Origin of the sequence: Pseudovibrio exalbescens DSM 16456 (assembly GCF_000422785.1) — a bacterium.
Lineage (GTDB): Bacteria > Pseudomonadota > Alphaproteobacteria > Rhizobiales > Stappiaceae > Pseudovibrio > Pseudovibrio exalbescens.
In genome coordinates this window covers 22,986-42,376 of sequence record NZ_AUGS01000015.1, presented here as the reverse complement: position 1 = coordinate 42,376, position 19,391 = coordinate 22,986, and the positions used below count along the sequence as shown (strand labels likewise).

At 54.3% G+C, this 19,391-nt stretch carries 20 protein-coding genes; 14 read left to right on the top strand and 6 right to left on the bottom strand.

All coding sequences use genetic code 11. From position 1 onward, the window contains the following. The first annotated feature begins 12 nt into the window (after positions 1-12). Genes G512_RS0111115 through G512_RS0111095 form a run of 5 tightly spaced genes read left to right on the top strand, consistent with a single transcriptional unit; the run spans position 13 to position 5,588 of the window. The gene (locus G512_RS0111115; RefSeq protein WP_081657455.1) at positions 13-747 is read left to right on the top strand and encodes a CpaD family pilus assembly protein; all 735 of its coding nucleotides are present in this window, start codon (positions 13-15) and stop codon (positions 745-747) included. A gap of 12 nt (positions 748-759) precedes the next feature. Next, positions 760-2,049, top strand: a complete 1,290-nt coding sequence (locus tag G512_RS20845; RefSeq protein ID WP_143181365.1) for an AAA family ATPase — start codon at positions 760-762, stop codon at positions 2,047-2,049. Between the two features lie 31 nt (positions 2,050-2,080). Then, complete coding sequence (locus G512_RS0111105) at positions 2,081-3,595, top strand: CpaF family protein (RefSeq protein ID WP_028481780.1); 1,515 nt, start codon at positions 2,081-2,083, stop codon at positions 3,593-3,595. After that, complete coding sequence (locus G512_RS0111100; protein ID WP_036489573.1) at positions 3,588-4,604, top strand: type II secretion system F family protein; 1,017 nt, start codon at positions 3,588-3,590, stop codon at positions 4,602-4,604. Before G512_RS0111105 ends, G512_RS0111100 begins: the two co-directional genes overlap by 8 nt. A gap of 9 nt (positions 4,605-4,613) precedes the next feature. Beyond that, a complete protein-coding gene (locus G512_RS0111095) occupies positions 4,614-5,588 on the top strand; it encodes a type II secretion system F family protein (protein ID WP_028481778.1) in 975 nt (324 codons plus the stop codon). 3 nt (positions 5,589-5,591) lie between these two features. Here the strand turns inward: G512_RS0111095 and G512_RS0111090 are convergent, their stop codons facing one another. Further along, positions 5,592-6,395, bottom strand: a complete 804-nt coding sequence (locus G512_RS0111090; protein WP_051269237.1) for a tetratricopeptide repeat protein — start codon at positions 6,393-6,395, stop codon at positions 5,592-5,594. Between the two features lie 232 nt (positions 6,396-6,627). Here G512_RS0111090 and G512_RS0111085 point away from each other — a divergent pair, with 232 nt between their 5' ends. From G512_RS0111085 to G512_RS0111045, 9 genes are all read left to right on the top strand, one after another. Beyond that, positions 6,628-8,010 carry a leucyl aminopeptidase family protein gene (locus G512_RS0111085; protein WP_051269235.1) on the top strand — a complete coding sequence of 461 codons (1,383 nt, stop codon included), beginning with the start codon at positions 6,628-6,630 and terminating at the stop codon, positions 8,008-8,010. Between the two features lie 109 nt (positions 8,011-8,119). Continuing rightward, positions 8,120-8,470 carry a MarR family transcriptional regulator gene (locus tag G512_RS0111080; protein WP_028481775.1) on the top strand — a complete coding sequence of 117 codons (351 nt, stop codon included), beginning with the start codon at positions 8,120-8,122 and terminating at the stop codon, positions 8,468-8,470. Between the two features lie 26 nt (positions 8,471-8,496). Beyond that, on the top strand, positions 8,497-9,372 hold the full coding sequence (locus G512_RS0111075; protein ID WP_036489569.1) for a C40 family peptidase: 876 nt from the start codon (positions 8,497-8,499) through the stop codon (positions 9,370-9,372). Between the two features lie 81 nt (positions 9,373-9,453). Then, a complete protein-coding gene (locus G512_RS20840; protein WP_036489567.1) occupies positions 9,454-9,954 on the top strand; it encodes a pilus assembly protein N-terminal domain-containing protein in 501 nt (166 codons plus the stop codon). A gap of 26 nt (positions 9,955-9,980) precedes the next feature. After that, positions 9,981-10,523, top strand: coding sequence for a TadE/TadG family type IV pilus assembly protein (locus G512_RS0111065; RefSeq protein WP_028481773.1), 543 nt, complete (start codon positions 9,981-9,983; stop codon positions 10,521-10,523). Positions 10,524-10,570: 47 nt separating this feature from the next. Continuing rightward, positions 10,571-11,197, top strand: a complete 627-nt coding sequence (locus tag G512_RS0111060) for a TadE/TadG family type IV pilus assembly protein (protein WP_143181364.1) — start codon at positions 10,571-10,573, stop codon at positions 11,195-11,197. A 257-nt stretch (positions 11,198-11,454) separates the two neighbouring features. After that, a complete protein-coding gene (locus G512_RS0111055) occupies positions 11,455-12,873 on the top strand; it encodes a bifunctional enoyl-CoA hydratase/phosphate acetyltransferase (RefSeq protein ID WP_028481771.1) in 1,419 nt (472 codons plus the stop codon). Then, positions 12,873-14,054: an acetate/propionate family kinase gene (locus G512_RS0111050; protein ID WP_028481770.1), complete on the top strand. Its 1,182-nt coding sequence runs from the start codon at positions 12,873-12,875 to the stop codon at positions 14,052-14,054. The genes G512_RS0111055 and G512_RS0111050 overlap by 1 nt, the downstream gene beginning before the upstream one ends. A 236-nt stretch (positions 14,055-14,290) precedes the next feature. Beyond that, positions 14,291-14,908, top strand: coding sequence for an HAD family hydrolase (locus G512_RS0111045; RefSeq protein ID WP_028481769.1), 618 nt, complete (start codon positions 14,291-14,293; stop codon positions 14,906-14,908). A gap of 54 nt (positions 14,909-14,962) precedes the next feature. Here the strand turns inward: G512_RS0111045 and G512_RS0111040 are convergent, their stop codons facing one another. The 5 genes from G512_RS0111040 to argB form a co-directional block, all read right to left on the bottom strand. Then, positions 14,963-15,436: a DUF4265 domain-containing protein gene (locus G512_RS0111040; RefSeq protein WP_028481768.1), complete on the bottom strand. Its 474-nt coding sequence runs from the start codon at positions 15,434-15,436 to the stop codon at positions 14,963-14,965. Positions 15,437-15,544: 108 nt separating this feature from the next. Then, positions 15,545-16,396: a 2,3,4,5-tetrahydropyridine-2,6-dicarboxylate N-succinyltransferase gene (gene dapD / locus G512_RS0111035; protein WP_028481767.1), complete on the bottom strand. Its 852-nt coding sequence runs from the start codon at positions 16,394-16,396 to the stop codon at positions 15,545-15,547. Between the two features lie 115 nt (positions 16,397-16,511). Next, complete coding sequence (locus tag G512_RS0111030; RefSeq protein WP_028481766.1) at positions 16,512-17,405, bottom strand: LysR substrate-binding domain-containing protein; 894 nt, start codon at positions 17,403-17,405, stop codon at positions 16,512-16,514. Positions 17,406-17,554: 149 nt separating this feature from the next. After that, on the bottom strand, positions 17,555-18,286 hold the full coding sequence (locus G512_RS0111025) for a pyrimidine 5'-nucleotidase (RefSeq protein WP_028481765.1): 732 nt from the start codon (positions 18,284-18,286) through the stop codon (positions 17,555-17,557). Between the two features lie 90 nt (positions 18,287-18,376). Beyond that, a complete protein-coding gene (argB, locus tag G512_RS0111020; RefSeq protein WP_028481764.1) occupies positions 18,377-19,264 on the bottom strand; it encodes an acetylglutamate kinase in 888 nt (295 codons plus the stop codon). Positions 19,265-19,391: the final 127 nt, after the last annotated feature.

Below are 19,391 nucleotides of genomic sequence, written 5' to 3'. Positions count from 1 at the left end.
GAGCAGGGCCTCATGAACGCTTTTATTGCGAGCACAAAAAGCGCATTGGCGCGCGGTGTAGCAGTACGTATCGGTATCCTGTGCCTGGTGGGGGGAGTGCTGGCCGCATGTCAGGGCACAACAGCAGATCAGGAGCGGTTGACGCTGGCTGATTTTGACTACCAGAAGCGACATCCGATTATTCTCAGTGAAGAGCCCGAGAATTTCGATATTCCACTGGCCGGTGGAACGAGAAATCTAAACCGTCAGGTTTCCTCGACCATTCTGGCGTTTGGTCAGCAGGCGCGCGAGGAGGGCAACGGGTATGTTGAGGTGTTGGTGCCACGGGGCTCTGCCAACGAGGCCGCGGCCAAGGCAGTAACCCCGCAGATACGATCGGCATTGAAAAAGGGCGGGGTCTCTCCGTCAAAGGTAGTTGTGCGCACCTACCCGGTCAATGACAGCTATGTGTCAGCACCGATACGCCTGTCATTTGCTCGCATGAAGGCGAAGGTACCGCATAGGTGCGGGCAATGGCCGGAGAATGTGGTGTCTGGCCCCGAAAACACGGATATGGACAACTTTGGTTGCGCGACCCAGGCCAATCTGGCTGCCATGGTGGACAATCCGGCTGACCTTCTGACGCCACGTGCCGAATCGCCAGTCGATGCCGAGCAGCGTCGCAGCCTGAACGAGAAGTATCGGACGGGCGCGATCACTGCAGGTGACTACAAAGAGGGTGTCGGCGCACGAGTCTCTTCTTTTTAAAGGCATGAGTTAATGGCAGATCTTGCATCAGAACAAAAATTGGCGGAAGCGCCGCAAACGCCAGTAACGACCAATCCGATTGCGAGTTACGAGAGTGCATCGGTGCCGCGTATCTCCATTGCTGCGTTCTGTGAAACTGAGGACGCAGCGCAGGTTGTCGAAAAAGCAGCCAGTGATCGGCGAATGAGCAAAGCCCATGTGGATGTTCATCACGGCACACTGGCGGCGGCTGTCGAGCTTTTCCAGAATGCGCCAACGCCAAACCTGTTGATCATTGAAAGCTTGCGAGACAGCGCAACGCTGCTGGACGAACTGGACCAGTTGGCCGATGTTTGTGATGCCGGTACCCGTGTGATGGTCATTGGCCAGATCAATGATGTCGAGTTGTACCGAGCGTTGATTTCACGTGGGATCAGTGAGTACCTCTTGGGGCCCGTTGGTGTGCATCAGTTGATCGCCACGGTGAGCAGCTTCTACACTGAACCGGGAACCGAACCTCTGGGCAAAACGGTGGCTCTGATCGGGTCAAAGGGAGGATGTGGCGCGTCCACGATCGCTCACAACCTCTCCTGGGTTATTTCCAAAACCCTTGAAACGGACGTGGCGCTGGCGGATTGCGATTTGCCGTTTGGTACTGCGGGTTTGGACTTCAATCAGGATCCTCTCCAGGGGATTTGGGAGGCGGTGTCTGCGCCCGAACGGCTCGATCAAACATTCTTGGATCGTCTGCTTGCCAAGTGTAATGATCGGCTGAGTTTTCTGGCTGCTCCAGCTTCTCTGGACAAACCCTATGACTTTTCTGAGAGCCATTTCGATCAGCTTGTAGAAACCATGCGCACTGGTACGCCCATGGTGGTACTGGATCTGCCGCATACCTGGAATGCGTGGGTCCGGCGGGTGCTTGCTACTGTTGATATCATCATTGTTGTTGCCGAACCGGATCTGGCGAACCTGCGCAATGCCAAGAATCTGGTTGATGCACTGGTGCAGTTGCGGCCCAATGATGCGCGGCCCTACCTGGTGCTGAACAAGGTCAACATGCCCAAGCGACCGGAAATAAAGCCGGACGAGTTCAGCAAGGCGCTCGATGTGCAAAATCTCGCGAGTGTTCCGTTCGAGCCCGGTTTGTTTGGCACAGCTTCCAACAATGGTCAGATGATCGGTGAATACGATCGCAAACACGCCGTGGGTGGGTTGTTTGAAGATATCGCGCGCTCTGTGACGGGCCGAGGCGATGCGCGTGCGAGAAAGGCGTCACCGCTTACGTCGTTGATCGGCAAGTTGAAGCGAAAGGCCGAATAATCTGATGTCTCATAGAGGGGAGCGCGAATAAATGTTCGGACGCCGTGGATCCAGCGCGGATCAATCGCGCAAGGCGCCGGCCAAGTCGTCGATCGGGTCGGACGCACAAGGTGTCACGTCAGTTGATACCGTTGAGCCGCCAGCCCCATCGGCTGCGCCAGTCTCTCCCGAGCCTTCCTACGAGCCAGCGACACCAACGCCTGTTAATCCGGCGCCGCAGCCTGAACCTGAGGTGCGCAACAGCACACGGCGCTCACCGGATTACTACGCGACGAAAGCGTCGATCTTCAACGCGCTGGTAGAGGCGATCGATCTCTCGCAATTGTCGCGGCTTGGCCCAGAAGACGCACGCGATGAAATTCGTGACGTCGTCAACGACATCATTGCGCTCAAGAACGTGGTCATGTCCATTGCTGAGCAGGAAGACCTGCTGGAGGACATCTGTAACGACGTTCTCGGATATGGTCCATTGGAACCGCTTCTGGCGCGCGACGACATTGCCGACATCATGGTCAATGGGGCGGATACGGTTTACATCGAAACCGAGGGTAAGGTCGAAAAGACCGAAATTCAGTTCCGCGACAACAAACAGTTGATGAATATCTGCCAGCGCATCGTTTCGCAGGTGGGTCGCCGGGTGGATGAGTCCAGCCCCATCTGTGATGCGCGTCTTCCCGATGGTTCGCGTGTCAACGTCATCGCGCCGCCGTTGTCATTGGACGGGCCAAGCCTGACAATCCGAAAGTTCAAGAAAGACAAGCTGACGCTTGAGCAGTTGGTGCGGTACGGCAGTATTTCTCGCGAGGGCGCCGGACTTTTGGAGATCATAGGACGCGTTCGGTGTAATGTGATCATTTCCGGTGGTACCGGCTCGGGTAAGACAACACTGCTGAATTGTTTGACCCGGTATATCGACAAGTCCGAACGTATCATCACCTGCGAAGACAGCGCCGAGCTTCAATTGCAGCAGCCGCATGTTGTGCGCCTTGAAACCCGTCCTCCAAACCTTGAAGGTGAGGGGCAGGTGACCATGCGCGACCTTGTGAAAAACTGTCTGCGTATGCGTCCGGAACGCATCATCGTGGGTGAGGTTCGTGGACCGGAGGTTTTCGATCTGCTTCAGGCCATGAACACCGGTCATGACGGTTCGATGGGTACGATCCACTCGAACTCGCCGCGCGAGTGCCTCAAGCGTATGGAATCCATGATTGCCATGGGGGGATACAGTCTGCCAGCACGCACGGTGCGTGAGATGATTGTCGGGTCTGTCGACCTGATCATTCAGGCGGCGCGGCTACGCGACGGATCCAGGCGCATAACCCACGTTACAGAAGTGGTTGGCATGGAAGGCGATGTCATCACCACTCAGGATATTTTCCTTTACGATATGCTTGGGGAAGATGCCCAGGGTCGCATCATGGGACGTCACCGTTCCACTGGTATTGGGCGGCCGCAGATGTGGGAACGTGCGCGCTACTTTGGCGAGGAGGAGCGATTGGCCAAGATGCTGGACGCTTCAGACGTCGGGGAGGGCTTGAATGGCTGAGTTTGTCGCGCGTCCCGAGGTGTTGGGTCTTGTTGTCGCCGTGCTTGTGATGCTGGCAGTCGGAGGACTGCTCTACGCATTACTTCTACCTCTTTTTTCAGGGGAACGATGCAGAGAGCAGCGCTTGGACCGGGTTATACGCACAGACCAGCGCATGGCGGCAGCCGCTCAAGCCAAAACGGATAGTGCGTTGCGACGCAAATCGGTCCAGGAGCAATTGAAGGCGCACGAACAGAAGCTACAGGAAAAGAAAAAACATGCCGACAAGCCCGCGTTCGGGGAATGGATGGCACAAGCAGGCCTGCATCTGAGCAAGAAGCAGTTTTATCTCTACAGCATCGTGTTCGGGTTGGGCGTTGGGTTCTTGACCTACAGCCTCGGGCAATCCTTGCTGATCGTCATTGCGCTCACGTTTACTGGTCTCTTTGGTGTGCCGCGCTGGGTAGTTGGCTACTTGCGCAAGCGCCGCTTGCAGAAATTCCTCGACGAGTTTCCTAACGCCATTGACGTCATCGTGCGCGGTGTCAAGGCCGGTTTGCCGTTAAGTGACTGTATCCGCCTGATCGCTTCCGATGGGCAGGAACCGATCAAGACGGAGTTCGCGCGTATGGTCGACGCCCAGCAAATGGGGATTCCTGTATCTGAAGCGGTTCATTCGTTGGCGAAGCGAGTGCCGGTGGCCGAGGCGAATTTTTTCGCAATTGTCATCACAATCCAATCTCAGGCCGGGGGCGGTTTGTCAGAAGCATTGGGCAACCTGTCGAAGGTGCTGCGTGATCGCAAGGCGATGAAGGGCAAGATCAAGGCGGTCAGTTCGGAAGCCAAGGCGTCTGCGGGCATTATCGGTTCATTGCCGATTATTGTCGCCGGTCTGGTCTACATTCTCAGTCCCGAGTACATCATGGTGCTGTTTCAGACATTTGCTGGAAACGTCATCATTGCAGGTTCGTTGATCTGGATGTCCCTCGGCGTGTTCGTCATGCGCGGCATGATCAACTTCGACATATAGGGGATGGATATGAGTCTGACTGCGCTAGCCAATCAGGAAACCCTTATTGCTCTTCTTGTCCTGGTGGCCGTTGCGGGAACGGTATTCACACTGGTCGTTCCGCTTCTTGAGCGCGATCACCTCAAGTCGCGAATGAAATCTGTTGCCTTGGAGCGCGAGCAACTACGCGCCAAGGAGCGAGCCAGATTGGCAGCAGAAAAGGAAACACAGCGCGTAAGCCTGCGTAACCAACCCAAACAGACCGTGAAGGAGTTCGTTGACAAGTATCGGCTGCGGGATCTCCTTTCCAATGAAGAGACAATCGCCAAATTGCGGATGGCCGGTTTTCGCGGCTCGGGACCACTCTACACGTTCCTGTTCATGCGCATCGTCATGCCTATCCTCTTGTTGCTTGTGGCCATGCTCTACACAATGGTCCTTCTCAAGGGGCAGTTGTCCTTCGGCGCTGCGCTTCTTATTTCGATGGTTGTTGCCGCCATTGGTTTTTATGGGCCCAACATTTACGTTCAAAACAAGATCACCAACCGCCAGACATCTATCCGCCGGGCCTGGCCAGATGCCCTAGATTTGATGCTGATCTGTGTTGAATCGGGCATGTCGATTGAAGCCGCTTTCAAGCGCGTATCCGAGGAAATCGGCATTCAGTCCGTTGAGCTTTCTGAGGAGCTGGCCCTTGCGAACGCCGAGCTTTCTTACCTGCAGGACCGATCGGTTGCTTATCAGAACCTGGCGGACAGAACTGGATTGGATGCGGTCAAGAATGCTGTTCTTGCGCTCAATCAGGCCGAGCGGTACGGGACCTCGCTTGGCTATGCACTTCGGGTCATGGCAGAGGAAAATCGCCTACAACGTATGCAGCTCGCCGAGAAGAAGGCAGCTTCCCTGCCGCCAAAGCTCACCGTTCCCATGATCGTGTTCTTTTTGCCGGTATTGTTCTGCGTCATCATGGGACCAGCGATCATTCAGGTACTTGATACCTTTTAGATCTTAACCGGCCTGTTGTTTTTGAAGCCGCTTTTGCAACATGGCTTGCAGATAGGCGATATTGGCCTGAGCTTGAGCCGGGTCCAGTTCCGCTTCGGCGACAGCGATAGCTTGGTCGAATTTTCCCTGCAGTCCCATGGCAAGAGCAAGATTCTGGCGCACTCTGCTTGTTGCGCCCGGTTTTTCAAGCGCAAGGCGCAAGGCTTGTTCTGCTTTGGGAAGTTCTTCGGTCAGAATGTAAGACATGCCAAGATTGTTCAGGATACTTGGCTCATTCGGCGCGATCTGGAGCGCTTGGGTGTAGAGCTTGCGTGCTTGTTCCGGCTGACCCAGTTGATCATGAATGGCCCCTTTGGCAGACAGCATCCGCCAATCCGGATTGGCTGGGTCAATGGCTGTATCCAGAACGCCAAGAGCTTCCTGAAGTTTGCCGTTCTCTGCCAGAACCTTGCCATAGGCCGCTGCGATTTCCGGATCACCTTGATGAGCAATGACGGACTTGCGCAGTACCGCCTCGGCTTGAGTGCCCTGATTGTTGATACGCAATGCGGCAGCGTAGTTCATGGAGGCCGACTTGTCCGCCGGATTACGCTCGTAGCTGTTGCCCCAGTATGACAAGGCCTTCTGTAGTTCAGGGGTTCCCGGCTGGAGGGGTTTGGTGGCGTGTGTTGCCGAAACCTGCGCATTGCGGGTGGTGTTGCACCCGGCCACGATCGACAAGCCAAGGCATAGCGCCGTCAACGTGACAATGGTCTGCCGACGCGGCTTTGATATCGCGGATTGCCCCTTGCGCGTTATCCTGATCATGGTCAGCCCCTAAAATAAGCATGATTTGAAATTACCACTAATTAGTGAAGCATTAACCCTAATCACCCGTTAACACCCAGATGCCGAACTGTTCTGCAACAAGTTAGTATCGGACTATTCTTGTGCCTGTCTTGCCGGGCGGATCGTGGCGAATTAGTGTGCTCACGCTCACCGAAACCGCCCAAGCCGCGGACCCGTACAAAAGAAATGTTCCAGAAACAGGAGAAAAACGGTGCTTAATGCAATTCTGCCACCAGAAAGTAAGGGAACAACAATTCCAGTTGTTGGCGTTACAAGTGAAACGCTCAACGCCAAACTGACTGAACTCGGGGACGTCGCCGAAAAATGGACGGCATTGCAAGGCTTTAACGGGGCTGTCGATAGTTTGTGTATTGTGCCCGGCTCTGATGGTGGGTCAGCCATTGCGCTTTTGGGATTGGGCGACCGGGACAATAACGCCATGAAGGCTGGCGCTGCTTTGGCGCGCCAGGCTCCCGCTACTGCATTTCATTTGGAAGGTGGGGTTGAAGACGAGGCCGGCTTTGCTCTCGGTTTTGCTTTGGCTTCCTACAGCTTCAATTCCTATCAGAACAAGGAGACCAAGCGTGCTCAGTTGAAACAACCAAAGTCAGTACCGCTTGACGTTTTGTCGCCGATTCTGAATGGGGTGCAACTCGCGCGTGATCTCATCAATACGCCTGCAAATGACATGGGACCGGCGGAACTCGCCTCAGCCGCCGAAAATCTGTTTGCCAAATTCTCGGGTCACACTCAGGTAATCTCTGGATCTGATCTTGAGGAGGGCTTTCCCCTCATTCATGCGGTGGGCAAGGCCAGTGACCGCGCGCCAAGGCTGATTGATTGCCGTTGGGGTGCGGATGATGCTCCCAAGATTACCTTGGTAGGCAAGGGGGTCGTGTTTGATACCGGCGGACTGGACCTGAAACCGGCATCAGGCATGCTGTTGATGAAGAAAGATATGGGTGGAGCAGCCAATGTGCTGGGATTGGCCGCCATGATCATGGAAGCCGACCTGCCTGTGCGGTTGCGGGTGTTGGTTCCTGCCGTGGAAAATGCAGTATCGAGCAATGCCTTCAGACCATCCGATGTGTTGCGCAGTCGCCGCGGACTTACTGTTGAAGTGGGCAATACCGACGCTGAAGGTCGGCTGGTTCTGGCCGATGCACTCACGTATGCGGATGAAGAAAAACCCGATTTGCTGATTGATATGGCAACCCTGACCGGCGCTGCTCGTGTGGCTCTTGGGCCCGATTTGCCACCATTTTACACCGACGATGAGGAACTGGCAGAAACGATTGCCGTTCACAGCGAGGCGGTGAACGATCCATTGTGGCGCATGCCTCTCTGGGAGCCCTATCGCGAATACATTTCGTCTCGGGTGGCCGACATCTGCAATATGAATACATCTGGCGCAGGCTTTGCGGGATCCACCACTGCGGCCTTGTTCCTCAAGGAGTTTTCGGAGCACCGCCAGAGTTGGGTTCATTTTGACATTTATGGCTGGACACCAATTGAAAAGGATATCAAGCCTCAAGGCGGTGAAGCACAGGGAATTCGAGCCCTTTTTGATCTTTTGCAGGCCCGTTTCAAGTAATCTGCACAGCTACATGAGAAAGCCGGTTGTTGAACCGGCTTTCCTCTGCCATAACGGAACCGAAACAAGCCCTTATGGTCAACTTTCTGAGTAAGCGAGATCTCTTGGAATGCCGATTGAGATGCGCCCATCACATGCCTTGAAACTCTGGCAGGATGTGACACTGTCCTTGGTGCGCGGTGAAGATGAGGATCTTTCAGCTCGTCAGCTTGCCATCTTGTTGAGCGTTTACATGGAACCACCACCCCATACGGTGCGTGGACTTGCGGAAAAACTCGGTGTTACAAAGCCGGCGATCACGCGCGCACTTGATACCCTGGGCAGCAAGAAACTCTTGTCTCGCCGCCGCGACGACGCCGATCGACGCAATGTTATCATTACCCGGACGTTGGAAGGCGCCTTGTACCTTGAGCGGCTGGGCGATCTCGTTGTCGACAAAGCGGCTGCACTGCCTCGCTGAACAACAAACAAATCACTGGAAATAGCATGTCCCAATTCGACCGTCGTCTGCATCCCGTGCGCCCCGATGTTGCTGCCCGTGAGTATGAAGGTAAATGCTCTGCAGCTCGCTTCGTTGATGGGCAGCTTCATGCCATCGGTGCGGATCGCGTTGCGCTTCGGGCAGAACCCTCTCAAAGCGCCGGTGTTGATACTGAACTGCTTTATGGTGAAACATTTGAAGCGTTTGATGAACGCGAGGGGTGGACTTGGGGACGCAACAAGACCGACGGGTATGTTGGTTGGTTGCCGTCTGCGGCACTTTCCACGCCGTTCGAGCCGACGCATCGTGTGTTGGCCTTGCGAACCTACCGATATCCGGCGGCAGAACTGAAACACCCGCCAGTCGGTTTGATCTCTCTTGGCTCTCAGGTTCGGGTAACCCGCATGCACGTCAACCGCGATCTGGCGTATGCCGAACTGCATGATGGAACATTTGTTGTTGCCAAGCATCTGACTGAAATAACTGCACGCCAGGATGATTGGGTGTCGACGGCGGAAGCCCTGCTTGGCATTCCGTACCTTTGGGGCGGACGCTCGTCACTCGGGTTGGATTGCTCTGGGCTGGTTCAACTCAGTGCGGCAACAGGGGGGCACCTCTTGTTGCGGGATGCGGATATGCAAGAGGCAACGGCTGGGCGTGCACTGGACATCAGTGCAGGGCTGCCCGAGTTGCAAAGAGGCGACCTTCTGTTCTGGAAGGGGCATGTGGGTGTCTTATCTGATCCACAAACACTTCTGCATGCTAATGGCTATACCATGACAGTGGCCTATGAGCCGTTGGATGCGGCGCTGGAACGAATTGCCAAGAATGAGTTTGGCCAGCTAACGGCTGTACGACGGCTGCCTGCGCTTCTGGATTGAGAGGAGAGCAAGCACGATTGTTAGCGCTTCCTTCACTAAATACCTAGTAAAATCCAACGGATTTAAGATCGTGGGGGATCAATGCGCTACAAACATGTGAAGACAGGCTGGCTTTCAGCCCTCATCATTGGTGTTGGATTGGCCGGCATTGGCGGAATCACGAGTTCAGCCCATGCAAAGGAAGTGTCGGTCTTCTTGGACCAAGCCAAGGTTTTCCGTATTGAGGAGCCAGCCGGTACGGTAATTCTGGGCAATCCGGCCATTGCTGATGTTACCTTACATGACCGCATGACGATCGTTGTGACCGGAAAATCCTATGGCGTTACCAATCTGATCGTTTTGAACGAGCAGTCAGAGCCTATTGTTGATGACCAGATTGTTGTTCGCAGCCTTGTAGACAATATGGTGACAGTTCAGCGCAATACCAACCGCTTCTCGTATTCTTGCGAGCCCGATTGTGAGCCGCTGATGCGGGTTGGCGACCAAAAAGACTTTTACGAAAACACCGCCAAACAGGTCGAAATGCGCAACACACTAGGCGAGAACGGAAGCCTGCCGAGATCATCGGATGAGGACGAATAGCGCTCAATCGCGTCAGGAGCAGGCAAATGAAAGCGTACGGGCAAAGGTTTGTACGGCGGCTGCGCGGCTTTAGCAAAGACAACAGGGGCGTAACTGCCGTTGAATTTGCAATGATCGCGATGCCGTTTTTCATCCTTATCTCTGCTATACTTGAGCTCGGTGTCATTTTCTTCGCTGGCCAATTGCTGGATAACGCGACCTTTGATGCGGCCCGTATGGTGCGCACCGGCCAAGCTCAGGTTTCGAGTATGTCCAAGAGTAAAATTGAAGATCTCATATGCGACCGCATGTCTGGCTTGTTATGCACCGATCGTGATCGTTTGTTTGTCGAAGTCAAGAATTATCCTTCGTTTAAAGATTTAGCCAGTGCACCGCCGCTTGTGGACAGCAATAAGAAATTCCAACCACCTACGACGTTCAATTTGGGGAGCCGTTCTTCGGTCATGATGGTTCGAGTGGTCTACAAATGGCCCATGGTCACCAACTGGATCAAGGATGCCATGCAAGATACCGCCGATGGAGACAGGCTCATTATCTCGACAGCAATTTTTCGGAATGAGCCGTATTGAGAACAGCGTTGAAACGCGTTCAAGGCTTTGAAACAGGGCAAAAGGTAATGCGGGCACGGCAAAAAGAGCATGGAGTGCGCACAGGTGCATTGTGGTCGTGGCTGCGCCGTTTTGGTGACGATCGCAACGGTGTGGCTGCGGTGGAGTTTGCCGTCATTCTGCCCGTCTTTCTGATTCTGCTGGTTGGTATGATCGAGCTCACGACGGTGTTGAGCGTCGACAGAAAAGTCGGACGGATCGGCTCGTCCGTCGCAGATCTGATCGCTCGTGAAACCGAAGTCAACTCAGCAATGATGAATGATTTGTTTTCGGCATCGGAGCAGATCATGACACCTTACAACGCAACTGGCACCGTTATTGAGTCGGGTGTTGTGGAGTTCGAGAAAAAGTCTGGCAACACCTTCACGACAGAAGTCCTGTGGAGCGCTGGAAAGGTGCTTGGAAATTCCGGAACCACGGAGCCGTGGAGCAAAGGTAGCCCTCTTCCGAAGGGGATAAATATCCCCAATACTATTAAAACGGACGGCGCATGCCTTGTGATCACTCAGGTGACACATGTCTATGAGCCCATATTGGGCGAGGTTATGGATACCTTACTTGGGATTGGCACGATCACATTGGAGGATCTGTATTTTTCCGAGCCTCGCCAGACAAACTGTATTCAGTATAGATAGTGTCTGATAGCTTTCCGGTAGGGTAGATAGGAACACTGTGGCATAATCCCGCAGAGCGGAAAATCAGTCCTAAAATTTCTTTGTAAATGACAAGGATCAATGGCAGGACTACTCAAAAAGTAGAATAAGGCAACCAAGCCCGGCGATATGTATACACTCGAGTGCTGACAATGTGGGTCGAAGACGCGACGTCAAATCCTCCCGGCGAAGCGCAGTGACAACCTTCAGGATCAGCACCTCACAACGAAGAGGCCCCAATGGCAACTAACCGGACATACGACCAAATTCAGGTTGGTGACACCGTGACTCGTTCCCGTATTTGTACGGCGAATGATCTGTTTGTATTTGCTCATGCTTCCGGCAACATCAACCCGCTTCATCTGCCAAACGCAGAGTGGGAAGGCGAAAAGGACGGCGATGGCCCTTCCGCTCCCTTCATGTGGGGTGGTACGCTGATTTCCGCAGTCATCGGCAACGTTCTGCCTGGTCCAGGCAGTGTGTACCGTGACCAGACCCTGAAGTTCCACGAAAAGGTGAAGGTTGATCAGGTTCTTGATGTAACCGTAACCGTTCTGGAAAAGCTGGCAGACCGTCATGTGCGCCTGTCCACCGTTGTCAAGCGCGACGACGGAACCCTGGTTGCAGAAGGCGAAGCAATCGTTATTGCGCCTGAAAAGACCATCAGCTACGACCCGGAAAAGCTGCCGAGCCTTCTCATGAAGCGCCATCAGCATTTTGACCGTCTGGTTGCTTTGGCAAAACAGCTGCCAGCAATTCCGACTTCCGTTGTTTGCCCTGACGATGCCAACTCTTTGGGTGGCACTGTAATGGCAGCCGAAGCTGGCCTCATCGTACCGATTCTCTGTGGTCCTGCTGCACGTATCCAGGCAGCAGCCGAAAAGATTGGGGTCGATATCTCCGGTTACGAGCTCATCGACTGTGAAGACGAAAACTCTTCCGCAGCTCGCGCCGTTGCGCTGGTTCACGAAGGCCGTGTACGTTCTGTGATGAAGGGGCACCTGCACACCGACGACCTGCTGCGCCACGTTGTGAAGCGCGAAGGCGGCCTGCGCACCAAGCGTCGTATCTCCCATGCGTTCGTCATGGACGTACCGGGTCGCTCCACTCCGGTTATCATTTCTGATGCGGCGATCAACATCGCGCCAGATCTGCCAACCAAGGTGGACATCACTCAGAATGCCATCAACGTTGCGCGTTCTATCGGCATTGAGCCTCCAAAGGTCGGCGTACTTTCCGCTCTGGAAACAGTAAACCCGGCAATTCCATCCACAATTGACGCTGCGGTTCTGTCCAAGATGGCTGATCGTGGTCAGATCAAGGGTGGTATCGTGGATGGCCCACTGGCCATGGACAACGCGATCGATCTTGAAGCAGCCCGCACGAAGGGTATCGACTCCCTCGTTGCTGGTCGCGCGGAAGTGCTGATCGTACCGAACCTCGAAGCTGGTAACATGATCGCGAAGGAACTGACCTTCGTGGCCCATGCTGAAACCGCTGGTCTGGTCATCGGTGCACGTTGCCCTGTTATTCTGACCAGCCGTGCCGACAACGATCGTGCACGTCTCGTATCTTGCGCTCTTGCAAGCCTTTACGACTACTACAGCCGTAACAAAACCGCATTCAACGGCGAAGACATTGCTAAGGCAGCTGAATAATGACAATTGAAACTATTCTGGTACTGAACGCAGGTTCTTCCTCCATCAAGTTCCAGCTGTTCCAAGGCGAAGAGTCCGTGCTGTCCGGTCAGATCGATGGTCTGGGTGCGTCCGCTTGGGTGAAGGGCAAAACCGCAGAAGGCAAGGTTCTGATGGACCGCGCCCTTTCTGAGGAAGAAGCCAAGGATCACACTGCTGCACTGCAGGTCATTCTGGCTCTGCTCAAGGAATTTGATGCGAATCTTGAAGTGGACGCTATCGGGCACCGGGTTGTCCATGGCTCCACCAACTTCTCCGCACCGGTTCTGGTGACCGAAGAAGTGGACAAGGAGCTGGAAGGCATCAATCACCTTGCACCGCTCCACAACCCGCATAACCTGGCGGGTATCCGCGGTGCAAAGGCAGCCTTCCCAGGTAAGCCGAACGTTGCTTGCTTCGATACTGCGTTCCACCGGACGCAGGAATTCAAGAACGAAGCCTACGCAATTCCGCTGAAGTACTACGAAGAGGGCGTTCGCCGCTACGGCATGCACGGCCAGTCGTTCCACTACATTTCAGAGGAGTTGCATAATGTGGCTCCGGAAGTAGCTAACGGCAAGGTTGTGGTTGCTCACCTGGGCAATGGCGCTTCCATGTGCGCGATCGATAATGGCAAGTGCGTCACCACCACCATGGGCTTTACCCCATTGGACGGTTTGGCAATGGGCACTCGCTGTGGCCTTATCGATCCGGGTGTCATCTTCTACCTGATGGAAGAGAAGGGCATGACTTCGAAGGAAGTTGCGCACCTGCTCAACAAGGAATCCGGTATGAAGGGTCTTTCCGGCATCTCGCAGGACATGCGTGACCTGGAGCAGTCCGAAGATCCGCGCGCCAAACAGGCACTTGAGTACTACGACAACCGCGTCAAGCGCGAGTTGGGTGCTCTGGTTGCTGTCATGGGCGGTATCGACGCGCTGGTATTCACCGGTGGTATTGGCGAAAACTCCGCCAAGACCCGCGCTGGTGTGTGTAAGGGCCTGGAATTCCTTGGAATCGAAATTGACGAGGAAGCCAATGGCGCTCGTGCCAAGGAAGCAATCACGATTTCCAAGCCATCTTCCAAGGTTAAGATCATGGCGATCCCAACCAATGAAGAAGCGATGATTGCACGCCAGACACGTGAAATCTGCGAAGCGTAATCACTCGGCAAATGCCGTGTTCGATCAGGGCCGCCTCATTCGAGGTGGCCCTTTTTGCTTGTTGGGATCAAGAGACCTTGCTGGTTCGGGTGATGGTCATTGTGTTGCCACGACCGCTGCTTATTCAATCAGCCATTGCAAGCCATAGTTAAAGCCTGTGTTGAGCTGGCCGTGCCTATGCTAAATGTCCAGCTGTTCTTCACCCTCGACTCTCGCTGATGAAACGGATCAGATTCATGACAAGCAAAGTTACCACAGTCGTTTTTGATGTAGGCAATGTCCTTATTCACTGGGACCCGCACAATCTTTACCGCAAGCTCATTCCAGACGACACGGAACGTGATTATTTTTTGAATACTGTTTGTCACTACGACTGGAATCTGGAACAGGACAAAGGGCGTGGATGGCAGGAAGCACTTGAGGAGCGAATTGGCCAGTTCCCTCATCATGAGGACTTGATCCGGGCCTACTACGACCGCTGGGAAGAAATGCTGGATGGCCATGTTGAAGGAACGGTCAAGCTTCTGAAAGAGCTTAAGGATGGCGGCGTACCGCTTTATGCGATCACCAATTTCTCCTCGGAGAAGTTCGAGGTTGCAAAGCAGATTTTTCCTTTCCTCGCCGATTCATTCCGCGACACTGTCGTTTCTGCTGAAGAAAAGCTCTTGAAACCAGATCGCCGGATCTATGAAATCCTCATTGAACGAAACAACTTGAACCCGAGTGAGTTGGTCTTTGTCGACGACACTTACAAGAACGTTTTAGGAGCTCAGGCTGTTGGAATGCAGGCCCTGCACTTTGAAACACCGGAAAAGTTGCGCGCTGATCTGAAAACTCTAGGGCTTCAATGGTAGCTTTTTGAACTGCATCAGATGCCGTCGTAGTGGGCGGGCAGGTGTGTTGTCCGCTTACCGGTCGTTGTCGGCAAGGGTATGTCCGATGTGGCCTTCGTCATAGGTCCAGATCCCCATGTCATATCCTTCGTCCAGAATTTTCAGCGCGGTTTGCAGCTTTACCTGTGGGGGGATGTCAACACTGAACAAAGGAATGTCACCGTCTGCATCTTCGCATGTACACCCGAGTTTTTCCAGTTTGAGCCATTGTTGCTGAAACTCGGCCGGACTGGCGCTTTCGTCCACTAGAATACGCAGTGTGGAATGTCCGGAGTGCTTGAGAACCTCTGAAAGCACCAGCCCACGTTTGCTGCGCACGGCGGCTACTTCATCACCCAAGCTCACACCCTTGGCAAGAAAAGGGGTGTTTTCAATCCGATAACGGTTATTGCCAAGAGTGGTCGCAAAAACCGTCTCGCGTAACATGCCATGCCAGTCGTCGGGGTTTAGTTTGATTTCCATTTTTGTGACGGCGGACTGCTTGCTCATGATCTCTCTCGCTTGAAGTGGCGGCACTATAGACCGTATGGGGCAGGACGCAATAGAAAGCCGGAGCGCATGGCCCCGGCTTGCACATCTCATGAATGCATGAGCGAATTAGTCGCGAAGCAGATCGTTGACAGAGGTCTTTGCGCGGGTTTGGGCATCCACACGCTTTACGATCACGGCGCAGGCCAGGCTGGGGCCAGGGGTGCCATCCGGGAGTGGCTTGCCCGGCATCGCGCCTGGGACAACAACCGAGTATGGCGGGACTTCGCCAACGAATACCTCACCCGTGTTTCGGTCGATGATCTTGGTAGTTGCCGAAATGAACACGCCCATCGCAAGCACTGCGCCTTCACGGACGATGACACCTTCAACGACCTCGGACCGCGCACCGATAAAGCAATTGTCTTCGATGATGACCGGACCTGCTTGCAGGGGCTCCAAAACGCCGCCAATACCGACGCCACCGGACAGGTGAACGTTCTTGCCAATTTGCGCACAAGATCCCACGGTCACCCATGTATCGACCATGGAGCCTTCGTCAACATAGGCACCCAAGTTCACGAATGAGGGCATTAATACTGCCGACTTGCCAATGAACGCTGACCGGCGAACAATGCTTCCTGGAACGGCACGAAAGCCGGCATCCTTGAACTGCTCGTCGCTCCAGCCCAGAAACTTGGATGGGACTTTGTCCCACCATGTTGCGCCATCCGGTCCGCCTTTGATGATCTCCATCGGATTGAGGCGGAACGACAGCAGCACAGCTTTCTTGGCCCACTGGTTGACGACCCATTCACCTGAGGATTTATCAGCAACACGCAAAATGCCTTTATCCATCAGATCCAGGGCCTTCTCGACGGCGTCGCGCACGTCCCCTGTGGTCTCGGTTGTAATCGCATCACGGTTGTCGAAGGCCGCGTCGATGGTTGCTTCGAGAGCTGCAAGATCTGTCTGGCTCATGCGGGATGGGTCCTCTGTGTGAAGTCCATGGAAAGAAGAGATGATCGAAAGAGGAGGTACCCACATGGGCAGGGCAAGTCAATACAAACCAGCCCTGCGCACGGCGGGAAGCTTGTTATTCTGCGGCTTCGGAGGCAATGCCGTCGTTGGACTGCTCCAGCAACCAGTCACGAAAGGCGGCGACTGGACGGGTCAGCGGTCGACCGGCGTTGCGAACGAACCAGTACCCTGTTTCCAGCGATGTCTTCGGCCAGTCCGGTACCATCAGATGACCAGCCTCGACCTCCTGCTTCACGAAATGGGTGTCGATGGCAATCGCTCCCATTCCAGCAACAGCACCCTGAATGGCCATGTTGCGGCTTTCGAACATGGCTCCGGATGAAGGGTCTATGTGCTCGATCTCTGCAGCCTTCAACCACACCGGCCAGTCGTCGCGGCGAGTGGATGTGTGAAGCAATTTCAGCTCATCAAGAAAGCTGATGTCCGGATTGGGATTGTTGGGGCTGAGCTGAGGTGCAAATGCCACCACGAGGTCTTCTTGCCACAGCTTCTGCGTTTCAACGTTGGGCCATCCGCCCTTTCCAAGCCGAATGGCGCAGTCATAAGCTTCTCGATCCAGGTCGACGACACGCATGCTCGTCGAAATGAGCAGCTCGATATCCGGGTGTTTCTGCTGGAAATCAGGCAGGCGCGGAATAAGCCAACGCGTTGCGACCGTTGACAGTGTTGAGATGCGAAGTTCCGTTCGGCTGCGCCTTCGAAAGGCCTCTACGGCGTGCTCAATCTGATCAAATGAATTGCCTAAATTGGAGGAAAGGCGTTGTCCTTCCTCGGTCAGAACAAGCCCGCGACCATCGCGAATGACAAGGGCTGCGCCCAGTTCGCTCTCCAGCGAACGCAACAAGTGCGTCAGCGCAGATGGTGTCACGCCCAAGTCTTCAGCCGCGCGCGCTGCACGACCGTGTTTTGCAAGCAGAGAGAACGCATGCAACGCCCGCAAGGAAACCATTCGTCTTCACCCAGATCTGTTTATTCGTTAGCTATTGAATTCAACTCAATAAAGCATTGCTTTTTTCTCGTCTACTGCGTCAACCCTTAGGCCCACTATCTTGTGGGGACTTGAGGCAACAGAACGGGTGAAGAGGGGCGGTTCAGGCGTCAGGAGGGATGACGACCGGCCTTAACCGAAAGGATGTGAGAGAGAAACTCTCCCAAATGGTCGGTGATAAACTCAACGTGCGGTGCTGCTGCACCTTCCAGTTCCCAGTTTTCCCGAAATACTTCGCGTGTGCCTTGAGGCACGACCAATACCGTGCGCATGCCCAGTTGATGAGGCACCTGCAGGTTACGGGCCAGATCCTCGAACATGACCGCGGAGGTCGGGTCTACGCCGTACTTCTTGATGAACTTGTCATAGTTCTCCTGGGCGGGTTTGGGTACCAGATCGGCTTCAACAATGCCGAAAATGTCTTCGAAGTGCTCGGTAATGCCCAAAACTCCTGCCACAGCCTCGGCGTGCTTGCGTGTGCCATTCGTCAGAATGAAACGCCGTCCAGGGAGTTGGCGAATGGCGTCACCTAATTGTGGGTCCGGATCGAGGCAGGAATGATCGATGTCATGTACAAACTCCAGAAATTCATCTGGCATGATGTCATGTTCCATCATCAGGCCGCGCAATGTGGTGCCGTAGGTTTTGTAATACTCTTTTTGGATCAGACGCGCCTCTTCCTGCGGCTTGCCCGTCAACATCTGAACATACGCATTGATCTTTTGGTTGATCTGCGGGAACAGGTCCGAGTGTGCCGGATACAGAGTATTGTCGAGATCAAATATCCAAGTATCGATCTCGTCAAACGAGGAGAAGTCTAATCGACCGTTTTGCTTAATCATGGTGTCAAGATAGGGAACCGCTGTGATCGTTGGAAGCTCTTGAATTAAAAAAGGTCCCGGGAAGGACCTTTTTATCAGACCAGTCTGGAGTTAAGGAACGATGAGCGTTCCGGCTCCATGGTCTGTAAACAGCTCAAGCAGGACAGAATGGGGTACCTTTCCGTCAACGATTACCACTCCCTCGACGCCGCGGTCGAGGGCTTCCATGCATGTTTCAACTTTCGGGATCATGCCGCCAGAAATGGTGCCGTCGGCTATAAGGGCGCGGGCACCGGCCACGGTGAGCTGCTTTATGAGCTTGCCGTCCTTGTCCAGAACGCCCGGTACGTCCGTTAGGAACAACAGGCGTTTGGCGTTCAAGGAGCCTGCGATGGCGCCTGCGAAGGTATCCGCATTGATATTGTAGGTCTCGCCATCCCGGCCCGGGGCCACCGGCGCGACCACCGGAATCAGATCTTTCTCAAGGATGAGCTCCAGCACCTTCGGGTTCACAACATCCGGCTCGCCGACGAAACCGAGATCCAGAATCTCCTCGATTTTGGAATCCGGATCCCGGAACTTGCGGTGCAGCTTGCGGGCCAGAAGCATGTCGCCATCCTTGCCGCTCAACCCGATTGCGCGTCCTCCTTCGTAGTTGATGTTTTGAACGATGCTCTTGTTGATTGAGCCGCTCAAAACCATCTCGACCACTTCTACAGTCGCGCGGTCGGTAACGCGCAATCCGCCTTTGAACTCCGATTGAATGTTCAGGCGTTTAAGCATGCTGCCGATTTGAGGCCCTCCGCCGTGCACCACCACTGGGTGAACGCCGGACTGTCGCAGCAACGTGATGTCACGCGCAAATGCTCGGGACAATTCTTCGTCCCCCATGGCGTTGCCGCCGTATTTGACCACGACTTTTGTCTTGTCGTAGCGCTGCATGTAAGGAAGGGCCTGGGCAATGATCCGGGCGCGGGAGGCGGACTCAAGAGAACTCATCGTCGATATTCACCTAGTTAAGATGAAAGGTGCTCATCAAAATTAACGCCAAACCAGGCGCACAAAATTACTTATGCGCTTATAACGTGTTTCTTGAGTTTTCTCAAACTACTTGGCGCCGTCCTTT

Coding starts and splice junctions, on each gene's coding strand:
- G512_RS0111080 (WP_028481775.1), top strand. CDS start 8,120: ATGCCGATTGAGATGCGCCCATCACATGCCTTGAAACTCTGGCAGGAT.
- G512_RS0111025 (WP_028481765.1), bottom strand. CDS start 18,286: ATGATTAAGCAAAACGGTCGATTAGACTTCTCCTCGTTTGACGAGATC.
- G512_RS0111100 (WP_036489573.1), top strand. CDS start 3,588: ATGGCTGAGTTTGTCGCGCGTCCCGAGGTGTTGGGTCTTGTTGTCGCC.
- G512_RS0111095 (WP_028481778.1), top strand. CDS start 4,614: ATGAGTCTGACTGCGCTAGCCAATCAGGAAACCCTTATTGCTCTTCTT.
- G512_RS0111065 (WP_028481773.1), top strand. CDS start 9,981: ATGAAAGCGTACGGGCAAAGGTTTGTACGGCGGCTGCGCGGCTTTAGC.
- G512_RS20845 (WP_143181365.1), top strand. CDS start 760: ATGGCAGATCTTGCATCAGAACAAAAATTGGCGGAAGCGCCGCAAACG.
- G512_RS0111055 (WP_028481771.1), top strand. CDS start 11,455: ATGGCAACTAACCGGACATACGACCAAATTCAGGTTGGTGACACCGTG.
- argB (WP_028481764.1), bottom strand. CDS start 19,264: ATGAGTTCTCTTGAGTCCGCCTCCCGCGCCCGGATCATTGCCCAGGCC.
- G512_RS0111105 (WP_028481780.1), top strand. CDS start 2,081: ATGTTCGGACGCCGTGGATCCAGCGCGGATCAATCGCGCAAGGCGCCG.
- dapD (WP_028481767.1), bottom strand. CDS start 16,396: ATGAGCCAGACAGATCTTGCAGCTCTCGAAGCAACCATCGACGCGGCC.
- G512_RS0111030 (WP_028481766.1), bottom strand. CDS start 17,405: ATGGTTTCCTTGCGGGCGTTGCATGCGTTCTCTCTGCTTGCAAAACAC.
- G512_RS0111115 (WP_081657455.1), top strand. CDS start 13: ATGAACGCTTTTATTGCGAGCACAAAAAGCGCATTGGCGCGCGGTGTA.
- G512_RS0111060 (WP_143181364.1), top strand. CDS start 10,571: ATGCGGGCACGGCAAAAAGAGCATGGAGTGCGCACAGGTGCATTGTGG.
- G512_RS0111040 (WP_028481768.1), bottom strand. CDS start 15,436: ATGAGCAAGCAGTCCGCCGTCACAAAAATGGAAATCAAACTAAACCCC.
- G512_RS0111090 (WP_051269237.1), bottom strand. CDS start 6,395: ATGATCAGGATAACGCGCAAGGGGCAATCCGCGATATCAAAGCCGCGT.
- G512_RS0111045 (WP_028481769.1), top strand. CDS start 14,291: ATGACAAGCAAAGTTACCACAGTCGTTTTTGATGTAGGCAATGTCCTT.
- G512_RS0111050 (WP_028481770.1), top strand. CDS start 12,873: ATGACAATTGAAACTATTCTGGTACTGAACGCAGGTTCTTCCTCCATC.
- G512_RS20840 (WP_036489567.1), top strand. CDS start 9,454: ATGCGCTACAAACATGTGAAGACAGGCTGGCTTTCAGCCCTCATCATT.
- G512_RS0111075 (WP_036489569.1), top strand. CDS start 8,497: ATGTCCCAATTCGACCGTCGTCTGCATCCCGTGCGCCCCGATGTTGCT.